Here is a 15314-nt window from a genome sequence, read left to right on the forward strand (position 1 = left end):
ATGACGATTTAGGCGATTACGATATCGATTCCGATATCGATATAAACCCGTACGATGACCGAAGCCAGCCCGTGGGGCAACCGCGCCCGCCTGAAGACGCGCCAGTTGCTGCTGCTCGTCGCGCTCGCAGACGAAGGCAGCATTCACCGCGCGGCGGCCGCGCTGAACATGACGCAGCCGGCCGCGTCGAAGCTGCTGCGCGAGCTCGAGGAATCGATCGGCGCGGTGCTGTTCGAGCGCCTGCCGCGCGGGATGCGGCCGACGCTGTACGGCGACGCGCTGATCCGCCACGCGCGCGCGGCGCTCGGCAGCCTCGATCAGGCGCGCGAGGAACTGGCCGCGCTGAAGGCCGGCCATCTGGGCCACGTGGCGGTGGGCGCGATCACGTCGCCGGGCCTGCGGCTCGTGCCGCCGGCCGTGGCGGCGGTAAAGGGGACGCATGCGGGCCTGCACGTGTCGGTCGAGATCGATACCAGCAACGTGCTGCTCGAACACCTCGCGCAGGAAAAGATCGACATCGTGCTCGGCCGGCTGTCCGCCGAACACGACAAGCTGCGCCTGCGCTACGAGCCGCTGACCGGCGAGTCGGTGGCCGCCGTCGTGCGGCCCGGCCACCCGCTGCTCGCGCACGCGCCGCTGGCGCTCGCCGACGTGCAACGCGCCGCGTGGGTCGTGCCGCCGGCCGGCAGCGTGCTGCGCCACCGCTTCGAGCTCGTGTTCCAGCGCGCGAGCCTCGCGCCGCCGGCGAACCTCGTCGAAACCTCGGCGCTGCTGTTCATCACGCAACTGCTCGAACAGAGCGACATGATCGCGGTGCTCGCCGAGGACGTCGCGCACTACTACGCGCGGCACGGGATCGTCACGGTGCTGCCGCTGGAGATGGATTGCCGGATGGACGATTTCGGGATCATCACGCGCACCGACCGGCTGCATTCGCCGGCAGTGGCGGTGATGGTCGAGGCGATTCGGGCGGCGGCGGGGGAGGTTTACGGAGTGGGGTTGTGAGGCGGCGATTTCGGGCTTTGCCGCCGCAGCGCGGATAGCATGGTCGCCACACGTGGCCCTCCGACAAGAGAGCCATGCACCATACGATCGAAAAAGCCGTCAGTTCTCGATCCTCGCCGCCGTCGTCTCAAACGACGGCGGGCAAAGTAGCGGATTGCGCCCACTTCGTCAGAACTGTGCGGTGAGCTGAAAGCCAACGGTCACGCGTGCCGTAGGAAACCCGGACGGCTTGTAGATTGGCGTGCCGGCAAACAGGTCGTAACCGTAGGCACCCAAGCGAGTCGCGACGCTCCCCTTCACGCCGATCACGGCCCCTGCCAGTTGCGTGCCCACGAGTGTGACCGGCTGCGGGCCCCACACGCGGCCGTAGTCGATGCCCGCATACACCGCCTGCCCGGTTTGATCGATCGGCGCCTGCAGTTCATTGCGCCAGTAAAAACCACGGGAGGCGGCCAGCATCGTCTCCCCGTCGAAGCCGCGCACCGTGTAGCGGCTGCCGATCGTCATGTCGTCGATGTAGTACAGCGTGTTGCCCGTGAATTGGCCGTGGAGGGTCGTCACGTAACGAAACGGCTGCTGCGCGATCGCGAACGGCACCGACAGGTTCGCATCGAGCACCGCCATCTTGTAGCGGTAGGTCGGGCCGCCGTCGGCCGCCACGCTGTCGTCCTGTGCGCCGAACGCACCGACGCCCTGCCGGTACGCGAGCGTGCCGTCGAACTGCGCGTTGCCGAAGTAGTGCCGATCGGTCAGGCCGAACTCGACGAACGTGTTGTTGCGGCGCTGCTGCGGGATTTCGGTGTCTTCGATGAAGCTTTGCCCGAACCGGCGTGACAGCCGGAACTGCACGCCGAACACGTCGTTCTGACTGCGCGACAGCACACGGTTCAGCTTGAAGTCGACCGTCTTCGAGTTGCCGCTCGCGACGAACGTCTGGTTCACGCCGGCGATCTGCTGGTAGTACGTGTTCGTGTACGCCGACAGCGTCGCGGTCCAGTAGCCCCACGGGATCGAATAAAAGCCGTTCCAGCCGTGCGAGCCAAGCCGCTTGTCGCCTAGCTCGAGATCTTGGCTCACGCCGATGTTGAAAATATCGTTCAGGCCCAGCGGATTGTCGATGCCGAGGGACAAGTTGCCCTGCAGCCGTCCGGTCGCGCGCGTGCCCGAGTTGTCGATCGACGCGACGACGGTCCAGGGTTTGCCGCGCTGCACGTCGAGCACGACGTCGCTCTCGCCCGGCACGTCGGCCGGCACGATTTGCATCGACACGTCCTGGCTCGACACGCGCTTCATCTGCTCGAGGCCCTGCTCAAGGTCGCGCAAGTTCAGGAGCTCGCCGTCGCGGGTAGGAAAGGCCGTTTTCCAGGCGCCGTGCAGCCTCTCGTCGGCGACGCGCACGTGGCGAATCACGCCGGGGATCAGCGACAATTTAAGCATGCCGGTCGACAGATCCTGTTCGGGCAACAGCACGCGTGTCGTGACGTAGCCGCGTGCCAAGATCGCTTGCGACAGGCCCTTGACGAGGATATCGAGGCCCTGTTTGCCGACGCACTGACCGGCGTAGTAGTCGAGCCATTCGCGCACGAAGGCAAAACGATCCATGGGCAAAGCAGACGCTCCTTGCGCTTTCACGGAAGTGGGCAGTGCGTCGGGCACATCGATCGCGAAACGATCGATCCGGAAGCACGGCGACTCCGACAGCAGCGTCGGATACCCAGCGCTCGCTGTCACGCCTGAACGCACTCCGGGCGCGGAGACGGACCGTTCGCGTTCACGTGCCTCTTCTTGTTGTCGGGATTGTTGGTCGTTGCCCGGAATGATCGGACGCGAAGTCTCTTGCGCCGACACGCTAGTCGCGATAAGCAGTAGTACTGCCGCAGCAGAATTCCCCCGGCAAATAGTTCTCATATGTATTTCTAGATATGCGATCGCGTACTAGGACTGAGACGTACGTGCTATCAATGCATCACTTCCAATCAATTTGCATGGAATCTTCAGCCCGGTCTGCCCCGATTGATTTACACACCAACATCATGCAGATGCCGATTGAATCGAATTTCACAATGGCATCACGATCATTTTTCGCACAAAAGCCACCGTCGCGAAAATGCAAAATACAAGCCCAGATAGTGCGCCGCCCACCAAAATTAATCTGGCGTCGCCTCCCCCCATAAGAAACTGTCACCATAAAAATAAGCCGCCAAAATCATGACAAATACTTTGACGAATGCAAAGAATAAAAATCATAAAAATAAAAAATAATAAACCAAACATATTACAGACCCCAACCAACTCCACATCCTGCGCGCACTGAAATTTCATGATTGAATATCAGTTGATAAGCTAGTCAACGCGCCTCGCTTGTACGCAGCAATTTCTGGCACTTAGAAATACTCGCGGCGTCGAAAACCATCGCTATTGAACCATTCCTGTCAGTTGCCGGAGCAGTTACTGATGCAAAGGCACCGCCCTTACAAAACGATCGTTCGCCAGCCTCGTTTTTACCATCACCCATCCGCGCGCGAGCAATGTATTGCCGTAGATTCTCTGTAGATCAACGCTCCACGTTTTCCGCTCAATACTCAGCAGGAGATAAACTCTCGAAAACGTTGTTTTCCCATTATTATCATAACGAACAACGCGTCCGCCATCGTTAATAATCGCCTGCATATCGTCGCGCATCATCGCCAGCTGATCGAATAACTGAGTCTGCGTAGGATCAGCTTGACAGGATCGAACAAGGCTGATCACTGCCACCACAAAAATTGCAATTACCGAAAATTGCAACCACATTTTAAGTTTCACCAATAGGAACCCCCGACAGGCTTCGATACCGTTGCAAGTTCACAGATGTTCCGTAGGCGACACTCATACCGGACCCATTCGCGGACGAATAGTCCGGAGCCCGGAAGCCAGGGCCTGCCGGTTTTCCCGAGTTGCTCGACAAAGCGGCCTGCTCCCATATTGGCGTTGCTGGTCGGATCGCTGCTTGCAATCGCGCCGCTCAACTCGTTCAGCTTATCGACCGCTATTAATCTGATCAGTATGCCAAGCGCCTAATAAAACCATTTTCTTATCAGACGTCCGCCAATAAATGCGCAAGCAGCGGTTACACTAACCCAGTAAGCAATTTTTTGTCCACGCGTCATCTTGGCCCACTGATCCGGATTCGGTCCTCCGCCGACTGCAGCCATTTAAGCCTCCTATTTTCCATGCCCAGTTACTTCGGATGAATGGCCCCACGGCATTACGCCGAAGGAAATAGAACCCGGCTGACCAATACCAAATTCAACTGCGGTACTTCCGCCATAGGCGTGAGTTATTGCACCAATCACATTGACGCCAAATGGGGTAGGCACAGAAATGAACGCCTGATTTCCATCCCCTGTCAAGAAGCTTCTTGCTTTCGTCACGGTGTCTGCCCCGAGTATGTAGCCGATAGTCGAACTGACCCCGGGTCTGTACGACACCGAAGATGGGTTGGTCATGGAAACGCCTCCCGAAACATACGTCGAACCGTCGTACAGATTCACCGTACCACTTACGTTTCCAGAAAGCGCGCCCACATTGACCGTCATGTAGTCAGGTGCCAAACCGCGTCCTTGCTCGTTGACGCCCGCATAGCTGCCCGACGCATTCCCCTTGCTCTGGCTGAAGCTCGCGCTGGCGCCACCCTGACTGATGCTGAAACCGCCACCCGAACTCGACTGATGCGCCGCGCTCGACAACGTGTCCTGGACGCTCACAATGTTCAGATTCCCGCCCACATCGGCATTCACCTGATTGCCCTTCACGTTCGAGCCAATGATGTTCGTATCGCCATCGAGGATCATTTTTTTCGCACAAAAGCCACCGTCGCGAAGATACAAAAAACAAGCCCCAACAGAGTTCCGTTCACCAAAACGAATCTCGTATCGTTGCTCGCCCACAAGAAGCCACCGCCATAAAAATAGGCTACAAAAATCATTACAAATGCCTTTATGGAGGCAAAGCATATAAATGAAAGCAAGAAAGCCACTAAATACAAGGCAATCAATCTAAGCATTTCTTCACTTCCCAATTCGAGATTTGGCATCGTTTATCGCTTTCGTTCCTGCTTCAGCGCCGGCTGCACCACCGATACCAGCACCAATTGCAGGAACATTGTTCGGGTTAAACAGATTTTGTCCCGATGATCCCGACCAAACTCCAGTTCCGGACCAACCGAAGCTACCCATCCCGGATTTCGCCAACGCAGAAATTAGATTTTGCATGGCGAGCCCCGTCACATAGCCGATAGCCGCCGCACCTGCGTTCACTGCCGCGCCGGTTGCAATGCTGTCGTGTTTCCCGGAAATCGCATTGTTTGTGACAGTATCAAGAGCACCTGTTACAGAATTTATTACGACGTTCCCAAAGAACTTGGTATAGGTGCCGGCTCCGCCAGCCATTGCGGCATACCCAACATCGACTGGATTGACCGTGCCATTCTGAATGTACTGTGAAGTCGCATTTACACCACCAGTTAGGACGCCAATCCCAACAGGCGACGTCCACGCGCTGGATCCCAACGCTCCAGTTGAACCAAAAATTGGCGCGCCCGGGATAGCAGCTAACCCTGCAGCAATCTCTGGCGCCAACCCAGCAGTTACCAGCCCGCCGGCAATGACGAGTCCGGCCTTTAGATTAGCCACTGCGCCCGGCAACGCCTTCTGCTCCGGCGTCAGTGAACCATCCTTGTTCCCAGACAAGAACGGACTGTTGTACTCCGCCGGCGTCGCATGGAACAGTCCGCCACCATTCTGACTGATATAGGCGACCGCGGTTGCGTCCCCTCCCGGCCCCTTGCTTGCCGCCGCGTCCACCAAACGATAGCCGTTCGCCAGCAACATATTCCGCGCTTGTTCCACGGTGAGTGCTTTCCCGGTCTTTTCTTCATAGAACTTCGCGAAGTCCTTCGCCTTGTCCTTCGCCCACTGTCTTTCATCAGGGTGAAGCTGCCGGTTAAACCGATCAACGTTGTACCCCGAGAACGCTCCCGCTTCACCGCCCACAGCAGCGCCGGCACCCGTCGCAAGCGCGTTCGCCACGATGTTGCCCAGTGCCTGATTCATATTGGCGTTGCCGGTCGGATCGCTGCCTGCGATCGCGCTGCTCAGCTCGTTCAGCTTGCCCGACGCTATCGATGCAATCGCGGCACCGGCGGCACCGCCTACCGCATTACCGCCCGCCAGCCCTGTCACCAGCGCCGCACCGGCACCTTGCATCAGCGCGCGATTTGCTCCACCTTCCTTCCACGCGTCGACTCCCGCCTGATCACCGTTCGCGGCGGCGTCTTTCATCATCTTGTCCGCGTAGTCCCCGATCCGGCGCGACACCGCTTCGCCGGCCGCGCTGGCTGCGGCCATCATGTCCGCTTGATTGGCCAGCAGGTTCTGCATGTCGGGAAGTTTGGCGACCGTACCATTCGTGTCCGCCGTATCACGATTCAAGCTCGCCACATCGTGCTTCTGGTTCGCCGAATCGGTGATCGCGACTGTTCCGGCGCTGACGCCGCTCTTCGTCGTCGCGCTGTCGCTACCGCTGTCGTTTTGGCCAAGCATCGGCGCAGCGCCGCCTGCATTCTTGCCCGACGCGCTACCGTGCGTGCTGTAGTTCATCCCGCCGTCGCCGGTCGTCGCGCCCGCGCTGAAGCCGCTCGAGCTCGCGTCGTAGTGCGACTGGTTCTGGATGTCCGAGAACGAGAGGGAACCCGTCGTCAGCGAATTCTTCGCCGCATCCGCGCTACTCGCGATCAGCCCGCCTTTCAGGTCGGTATTGCCGGTGACGTTGATATTGAAGCCGCCATCACCCGCTTGGATCCCGGCTTGCTCGTTGACGCCCGCATAGCTGCCCGACGCGTTGCCCTTGCTCTGGCTGAAACTCGCACTGGCGCCGCCCTGACTGATGCTGAAGCCGCCGCCCGAACTCGACTGATGCGCCGCGCTCGTCAGCGTGTCTTGCACGCTCGCGATGTTCAGGTTCCCGCCCACATCGGCATTCACCTGGTTGCCGTTCACGTTCGAGCCGATGATGTTCGTATCACCGCCCGAAATGATCGTCACGCCGTTTGCCGCATTCACGTGACTGTTGTTCTGCGTGGCCAGATCGCTGTTGCCGTCGCCATTGGCTTTCGACATCGCCGCCGAGATACCAAAGCCGCCCGTGCCGACCGACACGCCCACGCTCGCACTCTTCGAGTCGTTCGTACTGCGCGTCGAATCGGTGTCCGTCGTATTGACGATATTGACCTGATTCTTCGCCGCCAGAATCACATCGCTCGCGTTCACGTTCGAGCCGGCGATCGTCACATTGCCGCTGCCCGGCTGAGCGTTGCCGGTTGCCGCAAATGCCACCGTTCCGCCGGCGTTCACATTCGAGCCGCGATTCGTCACGCTGTTCTCGGTAAACGCGCTCTTGCTATGGCTGCTGCCGACGCTGAGTTCGACCTTGAATTGGGGCGTCTGGCCTGCTCCCAGCGCGTTGACCACGTCGCCTGCAGCCACGTTCGCATCCCACGCCGCACTCGCCGCGGCCATCCCGTGCAGCGCTGCTGCACGGCCATCCTGGCTATTACTGGACGCACGCGATTGACCCACCGCATTCGACACCGCGTCGATTACCGGCGCCTTCAGCGCCAGCGTCAGGCCGCTCTTCGACACTTCCTGCGTCTCGCCGCGGTGGTTCTTGTCCTGCGCGGCGTCAATCGTAACGTTCGCGCCTGTCCCGCTGAGATTCTTCGCCGCGATCAGGTCGCTGCCGGTCACGTGCAGATCGTTGCCAGCCGCGATGCTCAGGTTGCCGTTCAGCGAGCCGATCGTGCTGGCGTTGTTCGACACCTCGGCGCTCTGGTTGGTTGTCTTCAGCGAACTGCTGCCCACCGACACCGACAGTCCGCCGCCCGACATCAGCCCGGATTCCTTCTTGTTGTAGTAGCTCGACGACTGCAAGGTATCCTGCGACGTCGTGACCGTTACGTTACGCGCTGCCGTGAGCGTCACGTCATTCGTTCCGACGATGGTGCTGCCCTGAACATTGACGTCCTTTCCACTGACGATGTTCACGCCGTCCGCTGATACCAGACTACCCTGATTCAGCGTCATCGTCTGGTCGATCCCGCTCGCGACCTTCACGCCGCTCACGACGTTGCTGTGGCTATGCGTCTCGTGTGAGTTCAGCTCATGCGTTTCGGTCGCTGCGCCGATATTCACGTCGCCGGCCGCCATCAGGTTCGCATTCCCCTTGTCGAGGCTAACCGTGCTGCCACGGATCGTGAGATCCTTGCCCGACGCAATCGTGACCGTGTCGCTGCCTTTAAGCGTCGTCCCGGTCAGCGCCTGATCCGACGTGTGCAGCGTCTCCGCGTAACTGCCGTGACTATCGCTGCCCGAACTGTTGCTGTTCACGGTCGACGTCGCGCTCGCTGCGCCGAGCGTGACGTTGCCCTTGGCTGCGATCGCCCCGCCTTGGCCGAGGTCGATCTGCGCACCCTTGGCGGTCAGATCTCCGCCGACGCCAATCAGTGAAGCACCGCCAACCTGCACAGTGCTGCCGGTGACCTTGTTGATGTCTGTATTCGACACGCCGTTCGCGCGCTGCACGATCTTGTGCTCGCCGGTCTGGACCGCGCCGAGATCCCAGTTGCCGCCGACATTCATCCCGAGATTGCCGCCGACCGACACGTTGCCCGCGTTCTGCTGGAAGTTGCCGCCCGTCGTGATCGACGCATTGCCCACCACGTCGAGTTTGGCGGTCGGCCCGAGCGTCGTCACCGCGCTCGTCGCGCCGTCCCGGCTCACGCGCGTGTTCGTCTTCGTCGCCGTATCGAGAACCAGGTCTTTCCCGGCATCCAGCTGCAGGCTGCCAGCCTTCACGTTGGCCGACGTCAGATCGATGTCGTTGTCGGTCTTCAGCGACATCAGCCCACCGCTTTGCAATGCGCCGAACGCGCTGTCGATCTGCTTGCCCTGGATCGCCAGCGTGTTGTCGGCCTTGATCGTGCCGCTGTTCGTGAACGACTGCGCATTCTGGAAATCGATGTTCGTCGCGCTGATCAGCGGGCCGTTGATATTCTGCTGATTCGCCTGCGCGAGATATACGACCGGCACCAGCACCGACTGGCCGTCGACCACGCGCGTCTCCATCATGATCACGTTGCCGGTCAGCTTCGACACCTGCTCGGCCGACAGGCTCGCACCCATGGGAAGATCGAGCGACCTCGACAGATCCGCGCCAGCCGTCATCAACGACTGATACATCGTCTGCAGGTCCGCGTACGGGCCGAGCACCGCCTTGCCGGTCAGCGCCGTCAGCTGGTTGCGTACGAGCTGCTGTTCATAGAAGCCGTCGCCGAGCCGCTTCGGGATATGCGTGAGGTCGACGCCGAGCTGTCCGAAGAAGTAGTCGCTCGAAATGAAGTTCTTCTGGTTCGTGAAAGCCGGGTTCGTCTCGATCACGTAGCTCGCGTTCGGCGCGGTGGTCGGCTTGAACAAGCCTCCTTGCGGAATGGTGAGGTTATTCAGGACGTTCAGCGCCGTTGCACTGGCGATGATCGGATCGACCGGCGCCGGCGGACCGCCGTGCACCGACGACGCCCCCGATTTCGCGCCGCTCGCGTTACCGCTCAGATTGGCGGGCGTGAGGCCCGGCACCGACTGTCCCGGCAACAAGCCGAGCGACGGAATCGATGTGTTGGCCGCCGTGTTGCTCACACTGACGCCCGTACCCGAGATCGTGCCGTTGGAACTCAGCGTCGAAAAATAGCCCGGCAGCGTGTAATCCTTGATCCATGCCGGTGCTGCCTGGGTGTAACCTCCCGGCCGCCCCGTCACGAACGGCGCATTGCCGAACGGCAGTTGCCAGTCGTGTTCAGTGTTGTCGTAGTTGTTGTAGTGGTATTGCCCCGAGTAGGACACCGTCACGCCCGGCAGTTTCTGCCCGGTCGCCGCCCAGCCGTCGGCGTCGTAGTGCCCCGGCACCTTGATGTCACCGACCGCCGCGATATTGCTCCAGTAGTTCTGCAGCGTGCCGACCGAAGATGCGTCGATCTTGCCGCCCGACACGATCTGCGCGGCCGGACTGATGTCGGTCACGGTCGTCGCCGTTGCGCTGTCCGCGTAGTACGTCGTCTTCTGGTAGTTGCTGTTCCACTGCCCGCTATGCGGCGGATCGGTCGGCACCCCACCCACGAAATCCAGAAAAAGTTCACGTACTGCGGGGTCGCGAAGGTCGACCCCGCCCACGTCCCGACCCGCGCAGGCATCCATGTACACCGCCACGCATCCGGACATGCTGATGCCGAACTGCGCGAGCAATGCCGGATCGATCTGGCTGGTGGACGTCTTCATCACGCGGCGCGTGCTCGTCACCTTGTCCGCGTGCAGTTCCATGTCGCCGCTGGACTGGATCAGCGCCGATACGTTATTGATCAGCGCGGCGTTCGTGTAATTGCCGCTGGCATCCTTGCCACCTCCAAGCACGACCTTGCCCATGCCAAAGATGGCCGTCGTCGCCATCGAATCGGTCGCAGTCGTGTCGTCGCGGTTTTCGATGTCGCGTGCGAGGATTTCGAGCGTGCCGTTGCTGTCGGATGCGCCGATCAGCGCGGTCGGGCCGAGGTTCGAGATCGTATTGACGGCGTTAAGCGACGCGCTGGCGCCCACGAGCGCACCCGTGTTCGTCAGATTGGCCGATTGCGTGTGCAGCAGGCCGCCAGCCGTCAACGTACCGACGTTGAAGATGTTGCCAGCGTTGACGCTCAGGTTGTTGACCGACTGCAGGTTCGCGTTGTTCGTGAAGGTGCCGGGCAGCGTGAAGGCGAGATCGTGGCCGACGTTGAACTGGGTGTCGGCCGCCGCAGTGTAGTCGCCCTGCAGGCTCACGTTGGCGTCGTGCGTTGCGCTGTACGTGCCGCCGCCCAGCAGCGTGGCCGCCGACACCGACAGATCGTGCGTCGAGCTGATCTGTCCGTTCGTATTCGTGATCGCGCCGGTCGTCGTGACGTCCACGTCGCCGTTCGAATTCGTGACGTTGCCGATGGTGCCGCCGCTGTTGTCCAACGTGCCGCCTTGAACATGCAGCGACGCGCCGCTGAGCTGGCCACCTTGCGTGTTACTGATCGACGCGGCGCTGACCGTCACATCGCCGTTGCCGGTAATCGCGCCCATGCCCGCTACGCCGCCGGCGTCGCTGTTGGCGATCTGGCTGCCGCCTTGCACGGTCATCTTGCCGGCACCGAGGTCGACAATGGCGCCGTCCGCGTTGTCGATCGAGGCCGATTGAATGGCGAGCGTGCTGGTGTCGCCTGCAACCGATTGCCCTGCCTGGATGTGGCCGCTTCGGTTCGACAGCGCCCCACCGTTCTTCAACGACAGCGACGCGTCTGATTGCAGCAGGCCCTGTGCGTTGTTCACGTCACCCGCAATGGTGGCGTTGATACCACGCTGCGCGGCAAGAATACCGCTCGCGTTGTTCCAGGAAGCCGCGTTGACGATAGCTTGTCCCTTCGTCACGATGGTGCCCGACGCGTTGTTCAGCGCGCGGGCGCCATTGCCCGGCGCAATCGTCAGCGTGCCGGTGCCGGCATGCGTAATGGTGCCGCCTGCGTTGTTCAACTCGGCCGGCTCAAGCGTCAGATCCGTGGCATTGGTCTGGATCACGCCGGCGGCCGAGTTGTCGAGCGTGCCGCTGACGTTCATCCCCATCGCTGACGATCCATACTGCGTGATCGTACCGCCGTGGTTCACGAGGTTCGCAGCCGTCAGCGCAAGCTGATTGGCTTCGAGCTTTCCGCCGCTGTTGTCGAGCGTCGAATCGGCGATGACAGACAGATTCGGCGCGACGATCGAGCCGCCCTGATTCGTCATGGAGCCCGTGCGGAGCGTCGCATTCGTGCCGGCACCGATCTGGCCGCCGTCGTTCGACAGCGTACCGCTGGTGACGCCGAGATCCGTGTTCGACAGCAGCTTGCCGCTCGCATTGTTCAGCGTGCCGGCGACGGTTGCCGTCAGTCCGTTCTGCGCGTTGATCGAGCCCGACGTGTTGTTCAGCGTGCCGGCTTGCGCGACCACGCGCCCGTTGCTCGCGATTGCGCCGCCGACGTTCGATACCGAGCCCGAACCATTGCCGAGCGTCAGCGTGCCGGTTCCAGCATGCGTGATCGTGCCGCCGTCGTTCACGAGTGCGGCAGGTGCGAGCGTCAGATCGGTACTGTTCGTTTGCAGCGTGCCGCCATTCGAGTTGTCGAGCGTGCCCGACACGTTCACGTTCATCGCGCCGGCGCCGGTCTGCGTGATGGTGCCGCTGTGATTCATGAGCTCGGTCGCGTTCAACGACACCTGGCTCGCCTGCACGGCACCCGCGCTATTGTCGAGGGTCGTGCCCGTCAGCGCGGCCGTCTGACCGACGATCGAGCCGCCGTTGTTGATCAGGCGCGCGCCCGCATCGACAGCCACCTTTTGCGCGGCCTGCAGCGTGCCGCTACCGTTGTCGACCGACTGGCCCGCGATACGTAAATTCGTGTTCGATGTGATCGTGCCGCGGTTGACAACGTTTGCGCCGCCGACCGACACATCGCCATTGCCGCCGATCACACCGCCTTGCGCGCCGTTCGCGGTAGGGCCCGCCGCATTGATCAATTGGCCGCTCGTCGTGACCGAGAGGCCGTCTGCGTTGAGCGACGTGATCCGCCCCGCCGTGTTGTCCAGTGACGCGCCGGCCACCGTCATGCCGGCCGCGCTTTGAATAGTGCCCTGGTTGTTCGCGATATCACCGCCACGCAGGTCGGCCGTGCTTTCGGATACGAGTTCGCCCGATTGGTTGGCGATCTGGCCGGCGACATTCACCGACAACGCGCTCTGTGACGAAACCTTGCCGCTCTGGTTCGAGAGGGCACCGCCGGTCAGCGTCGTGCTGCCGCCGCTCGACAGGTTGCCGTGATCGTTGATCATCGTGCCCGAAGCATTCGCGTGGACGTCGCCTTGCGCGCTCGTCGTTGCGTTCGACAGGTTCATGTCGCCGGCCGTCGCGTTCAGCGACAGATTGCCGTTCGCTGCCGTCTGGCCGCCGGCAAGATTCACGCTGCCGCCCGTCAGCGACGCGTTGCCGCCGGCCACATTCTGGCCGGTTGCGCTCAATTGGCCCGACGTCGAGACGTTCAGGTCGCCACCGCGGCCGACGGAGCCATCGTTGTTCACACCCGCGCCGAGCGTACCCGTCGAATTGACGGTGCCGGCGTTCACGGTCGTATTCTGTTGCGCCGCGAGTGTCCCGGTGTTCGTCAGATCGGCGACGGTATTCACCGACGCCGACTGTTGCGCGTACGTCGTGCCGCTGTTCTGGAGGCCACCGGCGGCCGATAGTGCGAGGTTGCCGCTCGCCGTGGTCTTGCCCGTGAGCACGAGCCGGCCGTTCGATTGCAGCGTCAGGTCACCGGCCTGCGCAGCGATCGTACCGGCATTGGCCACCCCGACACCGAACTCGTTGGACGCCAGGAAGATCCGATTACTATACATACCGCCTAACTGGCTCACGTCGATCGCGACTGACGGAGCGGGGCCGTCGCCGGCGATCGGCGTCGCGGCAAGCGTGTCGTGGTTGACCTGGGCCGCGCCGGCGATCACGTTCAGGTTCTTCGCGTAAACCGCCGCGTTCACCTGTACCGCGCGAGCAATAAGGTCCACCTGATCGGTACCGGTTGCGTTCAGGCCGGCGCCCGAGACGGTCACGAGCCCGCGGTTGACGTTGTAACCGGCGAGCGAACCATCGGCGCCGTAGTACGGCACGCCGGTCGTCAAGGTCGCGCGGCTGGTATTCAGGAGGTTCCGCCGTCCACGAAGATCCCGGACGGGTTAGCAAGGACGAGTTCGGCGCGGGCGCCTGCGATCTCCACGGCGCCGCGAATTTGGGACGGATTCGGACTGTTGACCTGGTTGACGATGATCCTCGCGGCCTGCCCGGCTCCGTAATTCGGGTTGCCGTTGATCCAGCCCGCCTGCTGCGTCTGAACCATCGTGGCCGAGTTGTTCAGGATCGCGCCAGCCTTTTGTACGTCGAACTGGTTGTAGGTGTTGACCGAGACGCCCGCATTCGACGGTCGCGCCACGTTGACTTGAGGTAAGCCGTTCGGCGTCTGGATCACGTGCGTGCTGGTGCCCGGCGTCGGAACGATCTGCGCATCGGACAAGGTGGGGAACATGCCAAGCGCAGCAACGCCCGCTGCTACGACGTGCACACCGGATATCGACGAGCGTCGACGTGCGCGCACCTCGGCTGTTGCGGATTTGCCCTCGGCGGTCGCCGTCTCCGCGACGGCCACCACGATACCCCGAAGCCTGGAATACACCAGGCGATGCGTATTTTTGTTCACTCTCGTTGACGCGGCCCGCGTCCATTCGTTGGATTATCGAGCGTGAGCGTACCAAAGCACTGGTAAATCACTGTCAACAATTGCTAAGCCGTTGAAGAAACACCACAAATTGTGAATTTCGGATGCGTCTGATTGACATGCGCCGTGGACATTTCCTGTCAGATACGTAAGGCATACTGACGGACAATCGGACTGACTTTTCGCATAAATTTTGTTTTCCGATTTCTCTCGCACGACTCCCGTCCGAAAATAATCGTTATCGTATGCAGTCAATTAAACAAGAGGCATTCGACATCGATGGCGCGCCCGTAGCCCACTCGGTCACAATAAACGGGCGTATATCGGAAGCACGACTCGCATCGCTATCCCGAGCGTCCATGCAGGCGCATTGATCTGCTCGAAAATGTCCGGCTACGAACGAGGACTGATTGCTCCGAGCTAGGCTGCCTCGACCTCGATCACCGGCTCGCAACGAATCGGAAAATTGACCGAATTCGCGATATAGCACTTCGCGTGCGCATCGTGATGCAGCCGCTCGGCGAGCGCGCGATCGTCGCCCGCCCGGATCATCACCCGCGGGCGCAGCACGATTTCGGTGAAGCGCCCGGCTTCGGCGCTATCGACCATCGTGCCTTCCGCGTGGTCGACATAGGCCAGCACGCGGATGCCGGCCTCGGCGCACAGATGCAGATACCAGAGCTCGTGGCATGCCGATGCCGACGCGAGCAGCAGATCTTCGGGGTTCCAGCGCGCGGCGTCGCCGCGGAACGCCGGGTCCGACGAACCGGGGATATCCGGCTTCGAACCGGCCCGGATCACATGATCGCGACCGTACTCGCGATAGCCGGACGTGCCGGTGCCGCGATTGCCCGTCCACTCCACCGCGACGCGATACCGGTGTTCGCCAGATGCCATTTCGCTCTCC

General features: G+C 61.4%; 6 protein-coding genes and 1 pseudogene. 1 reads left to right on the forward strand and 6 read right to left on the reverse strand.

Going from position 1 to position 15314, the window contains the following annotated elements; translation table 11 throughout:
- The first annotated feature begins 54 nt into the window (after positions 1-54).
- Entirely contained in the window at positions 55-1005 is a 951-nt protein-coding gene (locus tag KPB06_RS01340; RefSeq protein WP_059581569.1) for a LysR family transcriptional regulator, read from the forward strand.
- Between the two features lie 168 nt (positions 1006-1173).
- Here the strand turns inward: KPB06_RS01340 and KPB06_RS01345 are convergent, their stop codons facing one another.
- The 6 genes and pseudogenes from KPB06_RS01345 to KPB06_RS01365 form a co-directional block, all read right to left on the reverse strand.
- Complete coding sequence (locus KPB06_RS01345; protein WP_059581566.1) at positions 1174-2913, reverse strand: ShlB/FhaC/HecB family hemolysin secretion/activation protein; 1740 nt, start codon at positions 2911-2913, stop codon at positions 1174-1176.
- Between the two features lie 540 nt (positions 2914-3453).
- A complete protein-coding gene (locus KPB06_RS01350; protein WP_124658165.1) occupies positions 3454-3798 on the reverse strand; it encodes a hypothetical protein in 345 nt (114 codons plus the stop codon).
- Between the two features lie 410 nt (positions 3799-4208).
- Positions 4209-4838, reverse strand: a pseudogene (locus KPB06_RS01355) (polymorphic toxin type 22 domain-containing protein); the annotation flags it as partial.
- Between the two features lie 216 nt (positions 4839-5054).
- The gene (locus KPB06_RS01360; RefSeq protein ID WP_420831919.1) at positions 5055-13817 is read right to left on the reverse strand and encodes a hemagglutinin repeat-containing protein; all 8763 of its coding nucleotides are present in this window, start codon (positions 13815-13817) and stop codon (positions 5055-5057) included.
- Positions 13818-13834: 17 nt separating this feature from the next.
- Positions 13835-14389, reverse strand: a complete 555-nt coding sequence (locus KPB06_RS34525) for a two-partner secretion domain-containing protein (protein ID WP_410469501.1) — start codon at positions 14387-14389, stop codon at positions 13835-13837.
- Between the two features lie 438 nt (positions 14390-14827).
- Complete coding sequence (locus KPB06_RS01365) at positions 14828-15304, reverse strand: OsmC family protein (RefSeq protein ID WP_060011291.1); 477 nt, start codon at positions 15302-15304, stop codon at positions 14828-14830.
- Between the last annotated feature and the right edge of the window lie 10 nt (positions 15305-15314).

The sequence above is a fragment of the Burkholderia semiarida genome (genome assembly GCF_029268935.1).
Classification (GTDB): Bacteria; Pseudomonadota; Gammaproteobacteria; order Burkholderiales; family Burkholderiaceae; genus Burkholderia; species Burkholderia semiarida.